15 protein-coding genes and 2 pseudogenes are annotated in these 19,042 nt (G+C 52.4%); 12 read left to right on the top strand and 5 right to left on the bottom strand.

From position 1 onward, the window contains the following. Window positions 1-30 precede the first annotated feature (30 nt). Window positions 31-456 carry a universal stress protein gene (locus OC597_RS15360; RefSeq protein ID WP_261284299.1) on the top strand — a complete coding sequence of 142 codons (426 nt, stop codon included), beginning with the start codon at window positions 31-33 and terminating at the stop codon, window positions 454-456. A gap of 49 nt (window positions 457-505) precedes the next feature. On the opposite strand, the gene ygjK is transcribed toward OC597_RS15360, so the two are convergent. Then, the gene (gene ygjK, locus OC597_RS15355) at window positions 506-2,878 is read right to left on the bottom strand and encodes an alpha-glucosidase (protein ID WP_262209384.1); all 2,373 of its coding nucleotides are present in this window, start codon (window positions 2,876-2,878) and stop codon (window positions 506-508) included. A gap of 17 nt (window positions 2,879-2,895) precedes the next feature. Next, a pseudogene (gene ygjJ / locus OC597_RS15350) lies at window positions 2,896-3,967 on the bottom strand (protein YgjJ). A 361-nt stretch (window positions 3,968-4,328) separates the two neighbouring features. On the opposite strand from ygjJ, the gene ebgR reads away from it, so the two are divergent. The 10 genes from ebgR (at window position 4,329) to OC597_RS15300 (ending at window position 15,892) form a co-directional block, all read left to right on the top strand. Further along, entirely contained in the window at window positions 4,329-5,309 is a 981-nt protein-coding gene (gene ebgR / locus OC597_RS15345) for a transcriptional regulator EbgR (RefSeq protein WP_261426143.1), read from the top strand. Between the two features lie 188 nt (window positions 5,310-5,497). Further along, entirely contained in the window at window positions 5,498-8,581 is a 3,084-nt protein-coding gene (gene ebgA / locus OC597_RS15340) for a beta-galactosidase subunit alpha (RefSeq protein WP_262209383.1), read from the top strand. Then, window positions 8,578-9,030 (top strand): beta-galactosidase subunit beta, encoded by a 453-nt coding sequence (locus tag OC597_RS15335; protein ID WP_261462388.1) that lies wholly within the window; start codon window positions 8,578-8,580, stop codon window positions 9,028-9,030. Before ebgA ends, OC597_RS15335 begins: the two co-directional genes overlap by 4 nt. Window positions 9,031-9,142: 112 nt before the next feature. Further along, complete coding sequence (locus OC597_RS15330; protein ID WP_261462389.1) at window positions 9,143-10,633, top strand: amino acid permease; 1,491 nt, start codon at window positions 9,143-9,145, stop codon at window positions 10,631-10,633. Between the two features lie 421 nt (window positions 10,634-11,054). Next, window positions 11,055-12,173 (top strand): PfkB family carbohydrate kinase, encoded by a 1,119-nt coding sequence (locus tag OC597_RS15325; protein WP_261462390.1) that lies wholly within the window; start codon window positions 11,055-11,057, stop codon window positions 12,171-12,173. Next, complete coding sequence (locus tag OC597_RS15320) at window positions 12,170-13,108, top strand: pseudouridine-5'-phosphate glycosidase (RefSeq protein WP_262209382.1); 939 nt, start codon at window positions 12,170-12,172, stop codon at window positions 13,106-13,108. The genes OC597_RS15325 and OC597_RS15320 overlap by 4 nt, the downstream gene beginning before the upstream one ends. 124 nt (window positions 13,109-13,232) lie before the next feature. Next, window positions 13,233-14,504 carry a NupC/NupG family nucleoside CNT transporter gene (locus OC597_RS15315; RefSeq protein WP_261462392.1) on the top strand — a complete coding sequence of 424 codons (1,272 nt, stop codon included), beginning with the start codon at window positions 13,233-13,235 and terminating at the stop codon, window positions 14,502-14,504. 82 nt (window positions 14,505-14,586) lie between these two features. Then, window positions 14,587-14,901, top strand: coding sequence for an ArsR/SmtB family transcription factor (locus OC597_RS15310; protein WP_085116301.1), 315 nt, complete (start codon window positions 14,587-14,589; stop codon window positions 14,899-14,901). Next, window positions 14,898-15,242 carry an SRPBCC family protein gene (locus OC597_RS15305; RefSeq protein ID WP_262209381.1) on the top strand — a complete coding sequence of 115 codons (345 nt, stop codon included), beginning with the start codon at window positions 14,898-14,900 and terminating at the stop codon, window positions 15,240-15,242. The genes OC597_RS15310 and OC597_RS15305 overlap by 4 nt, the downstream gene beginning before the upstream one ends. 8 nt (window positions 15,243-15,250) lie before the next feature. Continuing rightward, window positions 15,251-15,892, top strand: coding sequence for an ATP-dependent Clp protease proteolytic subunit (locus OC597_RS15300; protein WP_410071720.1), 642 nt, complete (start codon window positions 15,251-15,253; stop codon window positions 15,890-15,892). Window positions 15,893-15,925: 33 nt separating this feature from the next. On the opposite strand, the gene OC597_RS15295 is transcribed toward OC597_RS15300, so the two are convergent. The 3 genes from OC597_RS15295 to OC597_RS15280 form a co-directional block, all read right to left on the bottom strand. Continuing rightward, complete coding sequence (locus OC597_RS15295; protein ID WP_262209379.1) at window positions 15,926-16,702, bottom strand: hypothetical protein; 777 nt, start codon at window positions 16,700-16,702, stop codon at window positions 15,926-15,928. A 147-nt stretch (window positions 16,703-16,849) separates the two neighbouring features. Continuing rightward, a complete protein-coding gene (locus OC597_RS15290) occupies window positions 16,850-17,572 on the bottom strand; it encodes a fimbrial biogenesis chaperone (RefSeq protein WP_262209378.1) in 723 nt (240 codons plus the stop codon). Between the two features lie 157 nt (window positions 17,573-17,729). Then, window positions 17,730-18,188: a fimbrial protein gene (locus OC597_RS15280; protein WP_261462642.1), complete on the bottom strand. Its 459-nt coding sequence runs from the start codon at window positions 18,186-18,188 to the stop codon at window positions 17,730-17,732. 112 nt (window positions 18,189-18,300) lie between these two features. On the opposite strand from OC597_RS15280, the pseudogene OC597_RS15275 reads away from it, so the two are divergent. Beyond that, window positions 18,301-19,037 (top strand): annotated as a pseudogene (locus OC597_RS15275) (IS4 family transposase); the annotation flags it as partial. Window positions 19,038-19,042 lie beyond the last annotated feature (5 nt).

Raw genomic sequence — 19,042 nt, 5'->3', positions numbered from 1 at the left:
GTCTCTACTGAATCAATGACAGGAGGCGCTATGTGTTACCAACATATTGTGATCGCCACCGACCTGAGTGATGACGGCAAACGGCTGGTGGAAAAAGGTGCGCGGTTGGCCGCGGCGCTGCAGGCTAAACTTTCGCTGATCTACGTGGATATTTATTACGATACCTACCATGCTGCGATTGGTTTCTCGGAGAAAAGCTATGACGGCGGATCTTTTGAGGACAAGATCAAAAAAGAGCTGGAGCCGTTGACCCAAAACGTGAATTACCCGATTAACGAGGTGATTATTGGGCGTGGTGATTTCACTGAGCAATTGCAGAATGCGGTGGTGGATAAAAGCATCGACCTGGTGATCTTCGGTCATCACCACGATCTGTGGAACAAGCTGTTTTCTTCAACCCGCCATGCGATCAACCAGTTGAATGTCGACGTGCTGGTGATCCCGATTAAATCCTAGTCGGAGTGAAACCCCTGCCAGTTGAAGCGCTGGCAGGGTAACGGTGAGATTACTGGGTGAAGAAGTCGTTATACAACATATACAGATGCGCGGCGCTCCAGGAGAAATTAGGCGCACCCTGTTGCATACCGGTCAGTGGATTGTAATTTTCGCGGATCGGCCCGTCAGTCACCAGTCCGTCGGCATGGTTGAAGAAAGCCTGTGCCATGGCAACGGCGTCGGCACGGTAGCCATAGCTTTCCATTCCTTTCAGCCCGAAATACAACTGATCTACCCATACTCGCCCACGCCAGTAAATATCCGCGCCGAAAGCCGGGTTGGTTAGCGCCGCCGTACCGAGTGGCACGTAGGTGTTGAATTCACGGGGATCCTTCATCACTTTCACCACCGCATCGGCATGTTGCTGACTGGCGGCGCCATTAAACAGCGGTGACCAGCCCTCCGGCCCTTTGCCGCGCTCGACAATAGGTTTACCGGCACAGCCATTGGGCAGCGGTTTATCTTCGATGCGAATGTCGTAGAAGAAGCCACTGGATTGGTCGAACATGCAGGTATTGATGTAATCCGCCAGCTTATCGGCCTTGCTGCGGAAGGTGGCTGCATCGGTACTGTGGCCCAGAATATCGGCCATCTCGGCCAGATACTTGTTGTCGCTGTACATGTAGCTGGCCTGATCCACCGACTCCTGCAGCAATGAATAGCCCAGCAGGGTGCCGTCGGCTGAGCGGTTTTCGGCAAACTTTACCTGCCAGTCCTGCCTTTTCCCCCCTTTTGCCAGATAGTGGGCCAGTTGATCCGGGTCGATAAAGCCGAAGGCGGCAGCGTCGTCGCGGCCCGACTCCCAGGAGGCGGCAACCTGGGCTGGAATTTCGATGCTGTCGTAATGGCCGGAACGCACCACGCGATCGTAGTTGTTCAACCCGGCGAGCGTTTTCTCATGCTGCCCTTGTTTCACGGTGAACAGCATCTGACCATCCGGCGTATTGTGCGCCTTATCCCGCGTTGCGCCATACTCCGGTACGCCGTTGCCGTTATGGTCGCGGTTATGCAGCCACCAGTTGTGGTAGGCGACCAGTTTCGGATACATCTCGGCCAGCCACTGTTTATCGCCGGTGGTGTTATACACCTCCATAACCGCCCAGGCCGCCAGGCTGGGCTTGGTATTACGTTCGTTCCAGTTGCTGCCGTCTCCGCCGCGTTCCTGGCTGGGGTTGTAGGCGATCAGATCGGGGATAAAACCGACATCCCATGGGCGAAGTGGGTCATCCGGCTGAGTCTGAAAGGCAAACACCGCGCGGATATTATCTTTGGCGACATCAGGATTAAAATGCGCCATGGCGTAAGCCTGTTTCCAGGTATCCCAGGGCCAGGTCTGGTTGCCGGAGAACCAGCGCCCGGTCACCGAAGGCGTCACTGAATCAAACTTCATCGCTCCGGCCGCGCCGCGCCAGTTACCATTTAATGTCTCTATCGCTTTCACCGCCACACGTTCCTGTGCCTGAGTGGCGTGTGGGTTGGTGAGCCCTTTGCTGAGATAGCTTTCCCAACGCTGTGCCGAAGCGGTCATATACTGTTGCGGGTTGGCGAGGATGGCGGCAATTTTTCCCTGTTCCTGCTGCACTTCAGCAGCGGTGAGCAGGTGAGAGTAGGTGGTGTAAAGGGTGGTAGAGCCAGAAATCTGGGCGGTGGCGGTGAACTGATGGCCGCTCACCCTAGTCTGTTGCGGCAGGGATTTATGAATTTGGTATTCGGACTGGCCGGAAGTCATCAGTTGCGAGGCCGCTCGCACCTTGCCAAAGGTGACCCGCAGGCCATCCGCGGTCGGCAGGATATGTCGCGTGTAGCCTGGGAATGCCTGCTCGATAGTCTGAGGTGACTGCGGTTTCTGCTGTTTGGCGTAGTATTTTTCCAGCAGTGCGCCATTCCACACCAGCTCCAGCGGCGTATCGGTGATGATTTGGGTTTCCAGCAGCGAGGTGCGTGCGCTAGCGAAACGTAACGTCAGATTGACGGTGATCCCCGGTGCGGTGAGTTGCTGGACCAGCGCCCCGGGAATGCTGTAGGCCGTCATGCTGAGGTTCACTTTCTTACCGTTTTTATACAGGCTCAGCCGATCAAAGTTATTGGCCATAAAGTTGATGTATTCTTCGGTGAGCAACGCCGGGCCGGGGAAGCCACCGGCACCCTCTGGGCCGTCGGGCAGCAAATGGCCATGCCAGGCACCCTGATCGAAGAACGGGTTAAAACGCTGATGTTCATCAAAATCATAATCGAGCATGTAGTGCGGCGAGCCGCTGCGATTAATCACGTTTTTGTAGGCGTCTGCCCGCAGGGCGTTCTCGTTCCCCGGGTGTGAGGAACAGCCCGATATTGCCAGAGTGATAGCCACGGCCAAAGGCGGCAGTTTATTCATCATCTTCATTATGTTTGCCCTGTCGGTTACCAATAAAAATACTGCATCAGAAACACCGAGTTGCTGGCGTCGGTGCTGTCGTTGGTCATATAGAATTTACTGTCCAGCGCGGTGGCGAATTTGCCGCCGCCGTACTCGTACCAGATACCGGCCTGCGCGTAAGAGGTGGCGGTGTCCGGCGCATTGTCCAGCCGGTGGCGGGCGTAGCTGTAGGCGGTTGAGAAATACAGCCCTTGGGTGGCTTCAACCATGGCGCTCAGCATCAGGCCTGATTCCGAGCCCGGGTGGCTGCTGCCGTCCCCCTTACCGGTGTGGTGCCAGACGCGTCCGGCCAGGTTTTTGCCTTTCAGCCCCAGCAGGTACAGTTGCCCCATGCCGTCGGTGATTTCCAGGCCGTTCAATAACGTCAGTTCTTCCTGCAGATCGTATTGGGTGTAGCCGTTGACCATGGTGCGGTAAGTGTACTTGTCCGAGTAGCGGTCATATTTGCCAAAGTGCAGTAACGCCTTGCTCTCATCAATGCGGCTTTCCGGTGCGGCGGAGATGCTGTAGCGGAATTTCCCGGTCAGATTTTGCAGCTTGGCGGCATAGGAGAGGTCACGGGTGTTGGGGATCACATAACCGTATTCCGGGGTAAAGTCGGCCCACCATTGCAAATCATCCAGTGAGGAGTCATTGCGCACGCTGAGCATCATTTCGGTGCCGTCGTCGGTGCGATAGCCGCCGTAAAAACGGTTGATGCCGCCTTCAAAGCCACCCCCAACTGTGGTCCGGTACCCAGGCATTACCCTGGTGGTCCGCCTGTACCGTCCAGCCCTCGCCGTAGATCAGGCCGAACCAGTGGCCGTGTTTGATTTCCAGTCCGCCTTCGATGTAGGTGCCGTCGCTGTATTTATGCTGATGCTCACCGTTGAGATAGACGCTGCCGCCGATGCCCAGCTCACCGTAAAAGCGCAGGGCGGTAGCCTCGGTGGTTGTTAACTCTGGCGGCGGGAGGACGTTATGCTCTGCGGGGACCACGGACTCCTGCGCCGGTAATTCCAGCGGTAAAATCAGCAGTAAAGCGGGTAAAAATTTAGTATTAGCTCTTATTTTCATTTGGACACGCATCAGTTTGGGGGTATTGGACGGTCAACATGGCGAGATACCTGCCAATGTGATCCATTAACACCCTGTGGATCGGCCCCTTTTCCCTGGGAGAAGGTCAAAAACCGTCTTAAGCAAGACGGTAAAACGGCAGTTATATTAGTAAAGTATTTAGTAAAAAATATCGCAAAATCAGTAAATCGTTAACTTGATCACAAAGGATGAAATCGGTATCTTCGCTAGTGGTATTGCGAACAGGCTGAACCGTCGCACAGGCGCGATGGGGAAGTTTCTGGGGGGAGGGATCAGCAGGGCGTATACCTTGCGGAGCTGTCCCGGTAAGCTAGCGTTTTTGTCTATCCATTGAGACTTTATGGCCACACTGAAGGAAATCGCAGAAGCTGCGAACGTGTCTGTTGCTACCGTTTCGCGAGTGCTGAATGACGACCCCACTCTGAGCGTGAAAGCGCAAACCCGGCAAAAAATTCTGGAAGCCGCGGAGCGTCTCGAATACAAGGTCCAGCCTTCAAAACGTCACAGCGGACACCGGCTAACGTTCGCCGCGCTGTTTACCTATAAGCAGGGCATCGAGATTAACGATCCTTACTATCTGGCGATGCGCTATGGCATTGAAACACAATGCGAAAAGCTGGGAGTTTCGCTGGTGGCCTGCTACGACTTCAACGGTGAAAAACCGCTGCCTGCGGCGGACGGTCTGCTGGTTATCGGTCGGCCGCAGCCTGTGCTGCACGAGCAACTGAGCCAACAAAAAGTGCCGGTGGTGTTCCTGGATGGCGTGGTTGAAGATCCGCAGTTCGACTGTGTTAATGTCGATTTGTACCAAATCAGTCAGAAGGTGATCGACTATTTCATCGGGCGCGGCTATTCACGCATTGGATTTATCGGTGGGCGCGACGATCCGGCCTTTGCCGACCAACGCGAGCAGGCGTTTGTCGAGTATGGCCGGCTGAAAAACGTAGTACAGCCCCAGGATATTTACACCAGTGATTTCAGTAGCCAGGCGGGTTACCAGTGCGCGCGGCAAATGCTGGAGCGATCCACCGATTATCCTCCGGCCCTGTTGGTGGCGACCGACTCTATCGCCATCGGCGTATTGCGCGCCCTGCATGAAAATGGGATCCAGGTTCCCGGGCAGATTGCGCTGATCAGTGTGAACGATATTCCCACCGCACGTTTTATTTTCCCTGCCTTATCAACGGTTCGTATTCCTTCAGAAACCATGGGCGCCCAGGCCGTCAACCTGTTGACGGAGCGCATTCGCGATGAGCGAACCGTCCCTTTATCGATCTTCGTCCCCAGCTCACTTCAGTTGCGCGACACCACCGTCGCCTGAAAAACGCCCTGTGTCGTATGCCGATGGCTGCTGCACAGGGACGCCTGCCAGAGTAAAAATTAACGTCATGATTAAAAAAGACATTTAATTATTTATTGTGATCCCGTCGTCATTGGGTAAATATGATCTGTAGTTTTTACTAAATATTTACTATCGTTCTCCCATTGAAAGCTGTCGGGAGACGTGACGTGAATAATTGGGAAAACATAGAAAAGCAGTCGGAGAATCGCTTACCGCCGCGGGCGAGTTTCTTCAGCTATCGGGATGCCAGGCAGGCATTGAGTTTTGATCGCAACGCCAGTTTGGGCTTCCAGCTGCTGAGCGGGCGTTGGCAGTTCCGCTATTTTGATCATCCTGGGCGGGTACCGGAGGCGTTCTATCGCCAGTCCATGGCGGAATGGGGCGAAATCACCGTGCCGGGCATGTGGCAGATGGAAGGGCACGGTCAACTGCAATATACCGATGAAGGCTATCCGTTCCCGATCGACGTTCCTTACGTTCCAACCAACAACCCGACCGGTGCCTATCAACGTCATTTCACCCTCGGTGACGAATGGGCCGATCAGCAGGTCATCATCAAGTTTGACGGCGTAGAAACCTATTTTGAGGTTTACCTCAACGGGCACTACGTCGGCTTCAGCAAGGGCAGCCGACTGACCGCCGAGTTCGATCTCAGCGACTACCTGCAAACGGGGGACAACCTGCTGTCCGTCCGCGTGATGCAATGGGCCGATTCGACCTATATCGAAGATCAGGACATGTGGTGGATGGCAGGCATCTTCCGTGATGTTTATTTGATCGGGCAGCAACGCACGCACATTCATGACCTCACTCTGGTCACCACCTTCGATGAACAGTATTGCGATGCGCTTCTGGCGGCAGAGGTTGAGTTGCGTAACCTGGGCCAGGGCTATCGGCTGCAGGCGCAGTTATTTGACGGTGAGGCCTGCGTCGCGGAACAGTGGGCGAATGAACTCAGTATTGGCCCGGATGCCACCTGCCGGTTTGAGATCCCGGTTAGTCAGCCGCAGCAGTGGAATGCGGAACATCCTTACCTGTATCAGCTGCTGCTCAGCCTGTACGACAATACCGGCAATCTGTTGTCTGTGGTGCCGCAACGGGTCGGGTTCCGTGAGATCAGCGTGCGTGACGGCTTATTCCACATCAATGGGCGCTACCTGAAACTGCATGGCGTTAACCGCCACGACCACGATCACCGTAAAGGTCGGGCCGTTGATATGGCACGGGTTGAGCGTGACATCGTGCTGATGAAGCAGCACAACATTAACTCGGTGCGTACCGCCCATTACCCGAACGATCCGCGTTTTTACGAGCTGTGCGATATCTATGGCCTGTTTGTGATGGCGGAAACCGATCTGGAAAGCCACGGATTTGCCAACGTCGACGATATTAGCCGTATCACCGACGATCCTCGTTGGGAAAAGGCCTACGTCGAGCGCATTGAACGTCATGTGATGGCGCAGAAAAACCATCCCTCCATCATTATTTGGTCATTGGGCAACGAGTCCGGTTATGGCTGTAACATTCGTGCGATGGCCAAACGCTGCAAGGCGCTCGATGCCACCCGGCTGGTGCACTACGAAGAAGACCGGGATGCGGAAGTGGTCGATGTGATCAGCACCATGTATTCCCGTGTGGCCATGATGAATGCGTTTGGTGAATACCCTCACCCGAAGCCACGGATTCTGTGTGAATACGCCCATGCCATGGGCAACGGGCCAGGGGGATTGTTCGAGTACCAGTCGGTGTTTAACCGTCATGCCAGCCTGCAGGGACATTATATCTGGGAATGGTGCGATCACGGTTTGCTGAGTCATGACGAACAGGGGCGTGAGCGTTATCAATACGGCGGTGATTATGGCGATTACCCGAATAACTATAACTTCTGCATGGATGGGCTGATCTATCCGGATCAGCGCCCTGGCCCCGGCCTGCGTGAATACAAGCAGGTACTGTGTCCGGTAGAGGTGACCGGCGTCGGCGAGAAGCAACCGGTGCTGCGGGTCAAAAACCGTTATTGGTTCAGCTCGCTGGCCGACATTACGCTGAAGGTCCGCGTCAAGGCGGGCGGTCGGCAACTGGCCAGCTATGACGTCAAGCTGTCGCACCTGCAGCCGGGTGAATCCGAAGAGGTTCATCTGCCGGAATTGGCGCTGGGCACGCAAGAGACCTTCATTGACATCGAGGTGTATAAAGACAGCGCCACCCGTTACAGCGCCAGCGGAGAGCTATTGGGGCAGTATCAGCATCTGCTGCAATCCGCCACGCCGTTACTCAGCCCGCCACCGATCGGCGAGCAGACTGTTGCACTGCAATGCCACGACGAAAACCATCAAATGATCGTTAGCGGCGATAATTTTAGCCTGACCTTCTCGCGCCTGAGCGGCGAACTGCTGTCGTGGCAGGTATCGGGGGATGAAGTCGTGGGGCGTGCGCCGCATCTTTCCTTCTTCAAGCCGGTGATCGACAACCATAAGCAGGAGTATGAGGGGATCTGGCAGCCGAACCATCTGCAGATCATGCAGCACCATTTCCGCAGCCTGCAGTGGGAGCGACAGAGAGACGATGTGGTGATTGAAGTCCGCACTCTGATTGCGCCACCGGTGTTTGATTTTGGTATGCGTTGCCGTTACCGCTGGCAGATCTCTCCGCAGGGCCACGTCAGTCTGGATCTGTCTGGCGAGCCTTACGGCAATTTCCAGCAGGTGATCCCGAAGATTGGTCTGGATTTTGGCCTCAGCCGCCGTTTTGAACAGGTGGAGTACTACGGCCGTGGGCCGGGGGAAAACTACCAGGACAGCTGTCAGGCCAACCTGATCGGTCATTATCAGCAGCGAGTGGGCGAGTTGTTTGAGCATTATCCGTTCCCGCAGGATAACGGCAATCGGCAAGAGGTGCGCTGGTTGAGTCTGCAGGACGGAAACGGCAAAGGGCTCTTTATCCAGCCGCGGCGGCCGATCAATTTCAGCCTGTGGCCTTACAGCGCCGAGATGCTGCATCAGGCTCAACATATTAATGAACTGCAAGAAAGCGACTATCTGACGCTAAACCTCGACGATCAAATCCTGGGTCTGGGCTCCAACTCCTGGGGCTCGGAAGTGTTGGACTCCTATCGGGTTTATCTGTCGCCGTTCAGCTACGGTTTTACGCTGGTGCCTTTTAACCAGCAGGAAACCGAGGGTGCCACGCTGGCCGGATATCGTTTCGCACCGGCCAATAATAACGCTCAGTCAGAAGAGGCGAACTTATGATTATTATCGAATCATTAGCGGAGTTTCAGCTTATTTACCGCGCCGGGAAAAAATGGCAACGCTGTATGGAGGCCATCAATAATATTAATCACATCGAACCTAATGTCTTTTATTCGGTAGGCGACTCGCTGGTTTACCGGTTGGCTTCCGGCCCTGGCCAGCAGCATGAGTGGCTGGAGGGGAATCGGCGCTATTTTGATGTTCACTATTACCTGGCTGGCCAGGAAACGATTGAGGTGGCCGACAAGTGTCAGCTGACCTCGGTGGTGGCCTATCAGGACGAAACCGATCGCGAGTTTTTCAACGGGCAGGGCGAGTTACATCCTGTGGGCCAGGGCAAGGTGGTTATTTTTGAGAACCACCAGGCTTATCGATTTAAACAGAGTCACCAGGTAAAAAAAGTCATTTTAAAAGTGACGGTAGAAGACAGCTATTTCCTCAATAAATAGCGGGAATCTCTTATTAAAAAAATAAGCCCTTTCGCTTTCAGGTTGCAGTTGGCAAGGCTGCAGCTTGAAAGACGACGGGTATAAGTACCCTACAAAATTTCGGAGAGTGTCTATGGCTGTGTCGAATAGAAATACTATCGGCAAGTTCGGTTTGCTGGCGATGACGTTCGCGGCAGTGTTCAGCTTCAATAATGTGATCAATAATAATATTCAGCTTGGCATTGCCTCCGCCCCGGTTTTCCTGGTGGCGACCATTATCTATTTTATTCCTTTCTGTCTGATCATTGCCGAGTTCGTGTCACTGAACAAGAACTCAGAGGCCGGGGTATACGCCTGGGTAAAAAGCGCCCTGGGCGGGCGCTGGGCCTTTATGACCGCCTATACCTATTGGTTTGTGAATCTGTTCTTCTTTACTGCGCTGTTGCCAAGGGTCATCGCTTACGCTTCTTACGCGTTCTTGGGCTATGACTATGTCTTTACGCCATTGACCACCGCGATCATCAGTATTTTCCTGTTTGCGTTCTCAACCTATATTTCCAACAGCGGCGCCAAGCTGTTGGGCCCGATGACCTCGGTCACCTCCTCATTAATGCTGTTGCTGACGTTTTCCTACATCATCCTGGCCGGTGCAGCGGTGATAGGGGGCATCGAGCCGGCCAATCCGATCACGGTGGAAGCCATTACGCCTAGCTTTAACTGGGCTTTCCTCGGCATCACCGCGTGGATTTTCCAGGCGGCAGGCGGGGCGGAATCGGTGGCGGTGTATGTGAATGACGTGAAGGGCGGCAGTCGTTCGTTTGTGAAAGTGATCATTCTTTCCGGACTGGTGATCGGCGTGCTGTATTCGGTGTCATCCTTACTGCTTAACGTGTTCGTTAGCCGTACCGATCTGCACTTTACCGGCGGTACGGTGCAGGTATTTGAAGGGCTGTCGGCGCACTTTGGCCTGCCGGCGGTGCTGATGAACCGTTTCGTCGGTCTGATTTCCTTTACTGCGATGTTTGGCTCATTGCTGATGTGGACTGCAGCACCAGTAAAAATCTTCTTTACCGAGATCCCGAAAGGTATCTTTGGCGAGAAAACCATTCGCTTGAATAAGCATGGTGTGCCGACCCGCGCCGCCTGGTTGCAATTCTTTATTGTGATCCCGCTGATGCTGATCCCGACGCTGGGCTCTGACAGCGTGCAGGACCTGATGAATACGCTGATCAACATGACCGCCGCTGCATCGATGCTGCCGCCGCTGTTCATTATGCTGGCCTACCTGAATCTGCGTTTGAAGTACGACCGGGTACAGCGCGACTTCAAGATGGGCTCCCGGTTGCAGGGGATCGCGATTGTCAGCACGCTGATCGTCATCTTTGCCGTGGGCTTTGTCGCTTCAACCTTCCCCACCGGGGCCAGCATTATGACCATTGTGTTTTATAACGTCGGTGGCTTGGTGATCTTCCTCGGCTACGCCTGGTGGAAATACAACCGCTACTCCAAGACCCTGGATGCTCAGGCTCGCTATGACGAGGATACGCCGTTGGCGAAAATTGTGCTTGAGTCACAGGATGGCAAAAAGGCTCCGGCGGGCGATCTGAGCTGTACCGCTTTGTGATCCATCATTGATTAAACTGGCCCCTCGGCGTTCGCTGAGGGCATTAAAGGGCGGCCGGGTTCACAGGCCGCCCTTTTGCTTTCAAGACAAATGTGAAAGCCGTCGCTTTAGGCAGCAACTTCGATTCCCCCTTTCGCCGTCTAAATCGATAGAATTCTAACAACCAAACAAAAGTTAGGTTATGCATCAGAGAGTGCTATCCGTTTGTTTTATTAAGATTATTATAAGAATAAAATGCTGCATTAGATCTAATGGCTATTTTTGGCTGAGTGAACGCGTCATAACCACTTTTATAAGTTGATGGCCATCACATAATTATCGCTGAAACTTCGTTCATCCGTCTTACGATCGCCTTCCCAATTCCCCGCTAAAACTATAAATCGCACTTTACTGATTTTCAGGATCGTTATAAAACAAACTCATGTTTAAAAACAAACAAGTGTCCAATATGACCAGCAGAGAAAAACAGATATTGCAGCTTCTGAGACGTGATCCTTTGATCCCACAGCAGGAAATTGCCGATGTTTTAGGTATTAGCCGCTCTGGTGTCGCTGGGCACATAATGAATTTAATGAATAAGGGATATATAAAAGGCAAGGGTTATATATTGTCGGAGCACAGCTATGTGGTGACTGTCGGGTCAACCAATATGGACGTCTGTGGTTATGCCTCATCTAAATTAGTGTATGAAGATTCCAATCCGGGAAAAATAAAATGTACGCCCGGCGGCGTAGGCAGAAATATTGCGCAGAATGTCGCTTTATTAGGGCGGGAATGCCACCTTATTTCCGTTGTCGGCGACGACTTCTACGGTGAAACACTGTTGGAGCAGGCGAAGCTGGCGGGAGTGCATATCGGCAACTTCCATAAACTGCACGGCGAAAATACCTCAACTTATGTCTCTTTGCTTGATAACAGCGGTGAAATGCTGGTGGCCATTAACGACATGCGGATCCTCGAGAAACTCACGCCAGCCTTATTAGCCACCTCCAAAGATCTGATCCAGCATGCCGGCGTGTTGGTGGTTGATTGCAATCTCACCGAGGACGCGCTGGCCTGGCTATTTGGCCATTCCGGCAACGTACCGGTGTTTGTTGACACCGTATCGGCATTTAAAGCGCCCAAAATCCGCCGCTGGCTCTCACACATTCATACGCTTAAGCCGAATCGGCTGGAGGCCGAAGTCCTCAGCGGCATGGCGATCCACGGGCCGCAGGATGCACAGCCCGTTGCCCAATGGTTTCATCAGCAGGGAGTGCAACGACTAGCCCTCAGCATGGGCCCCGCCGGGGTTTATTACAGCGAGATTGACGGGCAAAACGGCTGGTCGCGACCACTGAGCGTCGACATCGTTAATGTCACCGGTGCCGGTGACGCCATGATGGCAGGCCTGGCCCACTGCTGGCTGGAGGACATGACGCTGGCAGACAGCATCCGTTTCGCTCAGGGCTGCTCGGCATTAACCCTCTCATCCGAATTTACTAATAACCCTAACCTGTCGAACGGCAGCGTTCAAAAACTGTTGGAGCTACAATCATGAAAAACATCGTTATTTCCCATGACTACCTGGATATTTCACCGGAAGTTGCCGAAGCCTTGGCCAACAAACGCCCGGTTGTGGCTCTGGAATCCACCATTATTTCCCACGGCATGCCTTACCCGCAAAATGCGCAGACCGCGCTGGAGGTAGAACAAAAAATCCGTGATAACGGCGCGGTACCGGCCACTATCGCCATTATCAATGGCCGCATGAAGGCGGGGCTGAGCCGTGAGGAAATCGAACTGTTGGGCAAAGAAGGCCACAAAGTGGCGAAAGTGAGTCGCCGGGATTTACCCTTTATCGTCGCCGCCGGTCAACACGGTGCCACCACCGTAGCCTCTACCATGATTATTGCCGAGATGGCGGGTATCCACGTGTTTGCCACCGGTGGCATTGGCGGAGTGCATCGCGGTGCCGAGCACACCTTTGATATCTCTGCAGACCTGCAGGAACTGGCGAGAACCAACGTAGCGGTGATCTGCGCCGGGGCCAAGTCTATTTTAGATTTGGGGCTGACCACCGAATATCTTGAAACCCACGGGGTGCCGGTGATTGGCTACCAGACTCCAACGCTGCCAGCGTTCTTTTGCCGCACCAGCCCATTCACCGTCAGCATTCAGTTGGATGCCCCGGCGGAAATCGCCCGGGCAATGGCTACCAAATGGCAGGCGGGGCTGGAGGGCGGCATGGTGATTGCTAACCCGATCCCGGCGCAGTATGCGGTGCCGGAGAACAAAATTAATGCGGCCATTGAACGGGCGGTGCGCGAGTCGGTAGAACAGGGGGTTCAGGGTAAAGACAGCACGCCGTTCTTACTGGCCCGGGTGGCTGAACTGACCGGTGGCGATAGCCTGACGGCCAATATTCAGTTGGTGTTCAACAATGCCAAACTGGCGGCGCAGATAGCCTGTTGCTATCAGGAAGAGGCCGCCTGAGACGACAGTAGTTTCCTTAATTTTACCCTGATAACCAACATTAAATAAAAATTCCAGCCTGGAAGGTGGAGGGGGCAGCCTTGTCTCTTTCTCCTTTCAACGCTGGGTATAAAGGGATGGATTTATGGACTTACTCCGCAGCTTATTAGGTATCTGTATTCTTCTCCTTATTGCTTTTATTTTTTCAAATAATAGAAAGCGCATTAGTCTGAGAACTGTGGGTTGCGCGTTAATTCTGCAGGTTTTTCTCGGCGCGATTATGCTTTATGTTCCGGCGGGGAAGTGGGTGATTAATGCCATTGCCGGCGGGGTAAATAAAGTAATTTCTTACAGCGATGCCGGTAGTTCATTTATTTTCGGTGGGCTGGTGGGGCCGAAAATGAATGTGCTGTTTGACGGTGCCGGGTTTGTTTTCGCTTTCCATGTTCTTCCTGCAATTATTTTTATTACCGCATTGATCTCAATTCTCTATTACCTGGGCGTGATGGGATGGGCAATTAATATACTGGGTTATGTTTTCCAAAAGATGTTGCGGATCAGCAAGGTCGAGGCTTTTGCCGCAGTAACCACTATCTTCCTGGGGCAAAACGAACTGCCTGCGGTGCTTAAGCCTTTTATTAACAAGATGAGCCGTAATGAGCTGTTTACCGTGATTTGCAGCGGAATGGCATCAATCGCCGGATCGATGCTGGTCGGCTATGCCGGGCTGGGCGTGCCGATTGAGTATTTACTGGCGGCTTCGTTAATGGCGATCCCCGGCGGGATTTTGTTCGCACGCATGCTCAGCCCGGCCACCGAGGTTTCGCAGGTTGAATTCAGCCAGATGTCGTTTAGTGACAAACGTCCGGCAAGCATTATCGAAGCGGCGGCCAGCGGTGCCATGCTGGGCCTGAAAATTGCGGTGGGTGTCGCCACCGTGGTGATGGCATTTGTGGCGTTGATTGCGCTGATCAATGGTCTGATCGGCGGAGTAGGTAGCCTGTTGGGGTGGGAACAGCTGAGCCTGGAAAGACTGTTCGGCTATGTGTTCGCGCCGTTGGCTTACATCATGGGGGTTAACTGGGACAATGCGGGCCTGGTGGGCGGGCTGATAGGCCAGAAGTTGGCGATCAACGAATTTGTCGCTTACGTGAATTTTTCAACTTACCTCAAAGATACCGTCGCAGTGCTGGATACAAAAACCATCGCGGTTATCTCCTTTGCGCTGTGTGGGTTTGCCAATTTTGGATCGATCGCCGTAGTAGTGGGGGCATTCAGCGCAGTTGCGCCAGAGCGCGCTTCGGATATCGCCAGCCTGGGTCTGCGTGCCTTGTTGGCGGCGACGTTATCCAATCTGATGAGCGCCACTATCGCCGGGTTGTTTATTGGTCTTGGGGCGTTGACCGCATCATTATGATAATGGCTTGTTTGTTGGCTACTGGGGGATTATATCACGCTATAAACTTGCGCATTAGATAAGTGGATACTAATGTGTATTTATGAATGAAAATGACATCTTTAAGGCGTTGGCGGATCCTACCCGCCGCACCATCTTCGAAAAATTGGCCGCGGGCAGCATGAATGCCAGTGCCCTGCGTGAAGGCATGCCCATCAGCCAATCGGCGATGTCCCAGCACCTGACAGTGTTGCGTCAGGCTGGTCTGGTAAGCGAGGCGCGGCAGGGCCGTTTCGTCAATTATCAGGTGGATCCGCAGGGGCTGGCATTGATTGCCCGATGGCTGGATAAGTACCGTGCCTTCTGGCCGGAGCGTATCGAGAAGCTAAATATTTTGCTAAAGGACATGGATCAATGAACCAGACCGATGCTAATCCGCCGTCGCTGGTGCTGGAATATTCACTCGATGCCCCGCCCGAGAAAGTCTGGCGGGCGGTGGGTATCCCGGCATTGCGCGAACAATGGTTACCGGATGCCGTGCTGGCCGATGCTGAACCGGTTGTGGTGACGCCGGGCACGGAAATCAGCTACCGGATGCGTGATGACCAACCGCCGTTCCTCGAAAGCACCGTGACCTTGCAAATACTGCCCAGCGCCGCTGGCGGCAGCCTGTTACGCATAATCCACCGGCTGGACGATGAGCGGCTGACGGCGGCGAACGATAGTGACAGTAGACGGCACCTGATGCACGCCGCCTGACGCCTAATATTTCCCATTCCACACCTGAAAACAGGAGTTCACCCATGCGTGAATCGATGCTGCTCGTCCCTATGGTGGTTGAACAGACCAGCCAGGGGGAACGTTCTTTCGATATCTATTCGAGATTGCTGCGTGACCGTATCGTTTTCCTGAATGGTGAGGTCAACGATCAGGTGGCCGAAATACTCTGTGCGCAGTTGCTGTTTCTGGAGGCCGAAAACCCGGAGAAACCGATCCATCTGTATATCAACTCGCCGGGTGGGGTGATCACCAGCGGCTTTGCCATTTATGACACCATGAATTACATCAATGCGCCGGTGCACACCCTGTGTATGGGGACCGCGCGTTCGATGGGCTCCTTTCTGCTGATGGCCGGAGAAGCCGGCCACCGCATGGCGCTGCCCAATGCCAGCCTGCATGTGCATCAGCCGTTGGGCGGTTTTCAGGGCCAGGCATCGGATATCCTGATCCACGCCGAAGAAATGAAACGCACCAAGCACAGCGTAATCACGCTATACGCCAAACATTGTGGCCGCAACTATGAAGAGGTCGAACGTGCGCTCGACCGTGACCGCTTTATGAGTGCCGACGAAGCGGTGGAATGGGGGTTGGTTGATAAGGTGCTGCGGGCTCGCAATGCGAATATCTAAAGCTGTTTTATCACCGTGAATTATAAATCTAAGCTACAAGGGCGTGCGATTGTCTTCTTCAGAAGTGCGATGGTTTTTCCATACGCAATCGAGGCCAAAATCGACCATTGCGAAGTATAAGCTGAAATAACGTTCTGCCATGATAAAGAAAGAACTGTTTAGCTCAATGACTACGTTATTGGTCGTCATTAATAATCCAGACTTCTTTGCAGAAAGCAGGATACGGTTGATGTGTGCACGTGATACTGAACAAAACTTGGCAATTTTTGCTGAGGAAATAAGTAATAATGGCGAGCCTTGCGTAATGCTTTCAATAAATAGCATCATCAAAACCATATGTCCTGCATCTTTATTGATGAATAAACTGGCCTGTGGCACCAAATCAACCAGATAAATCTCTTTGAGCATCAACTGACCGTAGGCTTCAAAAAAAGTGGGTAGGAAGTGAGGTAAGTCAAGTAATGCCGTGATGGGCATGGATGGAGCGATCACCTGATAGGGTAAGGCCATGGAGGCGATTAATGCATGTGTTTCACGCAGTGCACTTGGCGTAGGCTTGTAGAGTAATTGCCGTTTATCTTGCTCTGGATGTCTGACCTCCAATCTGCGGCCGACCCGCAGAAAAAATAGGAAAGAATCCAGTGAATTTTCACTGATGATATTTTTTTCTTTAAAGAATGACTTAATATCTTTTAGTCCGGAGTTTTGTTTGTTGTAATAAATTGAAAGTATCGTTGAGAAAATAATGAATCGACTATTTATAAATATTACCTTGTAAAATAATGGATGTTTTACGTACGTATCTTTCAATATCTTTCCATGTTTTACGATGGCAGCGTGAAATAAATCAGAGCTTCTTATTTTCTTTACCTTTTTTTTAGATGAAATTGGATCTGAAATTTGTTTAGACTCATTTTCCCTATATTCTGTACTGAATGTCTGTGATGCTTCTTATAATTATCTGGTTGCCGAGTACTGTTTGGTTATCTGTTGCCCCTGATCGTTTATCACTGACACGTTAACCATAACGTTCTGGGGTGGGTAAATTTTACCAATATAATCAATATGATAATCTTTGGTGCTAAATGGGGCCGTCATCATGTCATTTTCTAGTTGCGCCGGGTAACTTCTCTTTCCTAACTGGACAGAAAGATAAGCGAAGGAAAGATAAAACGCTGAGTCATTCTTACAGACCAAGCTATAGCCTTTGGTTGATTTCGCCAATGTAAAAGAGGCGCCATCTGACGCGTGTTTTGCTTCGCCTACTAAATTTTTTGGACGATAGAAGATTTTAATTTGCGTATTCATCGCAAGCGTTACGCGTGACTGCAGAGGCAATACCAGAGGTTGGCTGGGAGGAACTTCATACAGGTTGAGCCAAAAAACGGACTCTCTGTCAGCGGGGGAACTCACGTCAGCCAAGATGATTTTTAAGTCTTTCAATACGCCTGGCTGCATGCCAAATACGCTGGGCAGTGAAATAAAAGGCGCACGGGATAATTCAGGTGCCGCGTTTACGTCACCATTATCAACCCAGGTTTGCGCTACGACAGGGTAGCTGTTTGTATTGACCAGCATCAGCGTTTTTTCGGTATCCCCTTCGTGAAAAATGACACGAGTGGCGGAGGCGATAATTCCTGCCTGTGCGATGGGTCCCCACGGGCTTAAAACGAGCAGCAATATAAAAATATTCCGTATGGTTCGATTTTTTCATTATTGCACCTTAACCCAAACATAGGCTTTGGCATCCACTTTTCCGGCGGTGACGGTTTGTCCTGGCAGGCGTGCAAGCGTGGCTGAAAGCTGTGTGGTGTAGTGGGTAAATCCTGCCGCAGTGCTACCGCCTCTGCTGGCACCATTGAGTACCGGATACCAACCCGCATCGTTTGCTTTGTGGGCACTGACCGGAACTGCACCGAGCCCAGCCGACGAAGTTTATAGGTGTTCCGTTACTGGCATTGGAAAGTGCAATACCTACACCGGTGGCCACGCTGCTGTCACTACCATAACCACTAGAAAGCAGGTAGCTAACCCCGCCGTTGGCGTTAACCAACCCAAGTTGTTGTGCCGCCGCGTAACTGTCATAAGGAACTTGCAGACCGAGAGCTGTATTGTTGGTGCTAACGCCGGAAACGGCTGCGTTATCACATTCAATATTAATGGTGAACTGCGCCTGAGACGTTTGTCCTGCGGTGAGCTGGCTGACGGAGATGGTGGGCAGAATAACCAAAGGCGTGACATTACGCGCCACGCAGGTCGCAGTGTAAGAAAGGGATGATATCGGCGTGGTACCCATACCCATAGTATTCCAGCGCCCGGTGCCCAGGTGGACTCGCGGTGAGGCGATAGTGCTTTGTGAAACCAGGCTCAGGTTAAAAACAAAATTAAACGTGTTGACCGTCTGCTTCTCTGAAGCGGTAAACCCGAAAGCTAGAGTCATCATTGTCACTGACGCAGGCATTCCAGAATGCCTGGTTTCGGCATGTTAAATCACTTGGTTGGGATTTTATTGGTCGTATCAGGGGCAATATTCAGTTATGCCTCGACAGTCAAGGTGAATACTGGTTCAGGCGGCAGGTATTAGTAGCCAAAAACAAACCGGAATACCTGGGGGTCGGAACCCTTGCCCGGGCTGATTACGCCAGATGTGACGGATACTTTTACCTTCATAAAAACGCGCCGAAAGGCAGAAAATATAAGCATTCCCGCTGTGGTATCGACAGACCATCACAAATTAAAGTCGCCCGCTCAGCAGCCAAAGAGCCGTGGCTTATCTTCAGCAGTTCGAATGTTTTTAAGCCTCGTGAAGTCATGACGTTATACAGTCGCCGGATGCGGATAGAACAGAACTTCCGTGATGAGAAGAGTGAGCGTTTCGGGTTTGGCCTGCAAGCCAGCTATGGCCGTTCATGTGGAAGGATGCAGGTACTGAGCCTGCTGGCGACACTGAACACAATAGTCCTGTGGCTTGTGGGCTATCATGCAGAAAATAAGGGATTACATCTGAGATATCAGGCTAACAGCATCAAATCGCGACGGGTTATCTCTTATCTGACATTCTCCGCTAATTTTACGTCGAACGGTGCTGAGCATCATTCTTAACCACCTTACCAAAACCTACCGAAATATGGTGTTGGTTTATTAGCGCTG

Source organism: Serratia proteamaculans (assembly GCF_946227095.1).
GTDB classification, from domain to species: Bacteria; Pseudomonadota; Gammaproteobacteria; order Enterobacterales; family Enterobacteriaceae; genus Serratia; species Serratia proteamaculans_E.
The sequence above is the reverse complement of the archived record's forward strand: the minus strand, read 5'-3'. Positions and strand labels throughout refer to the sequence as shown.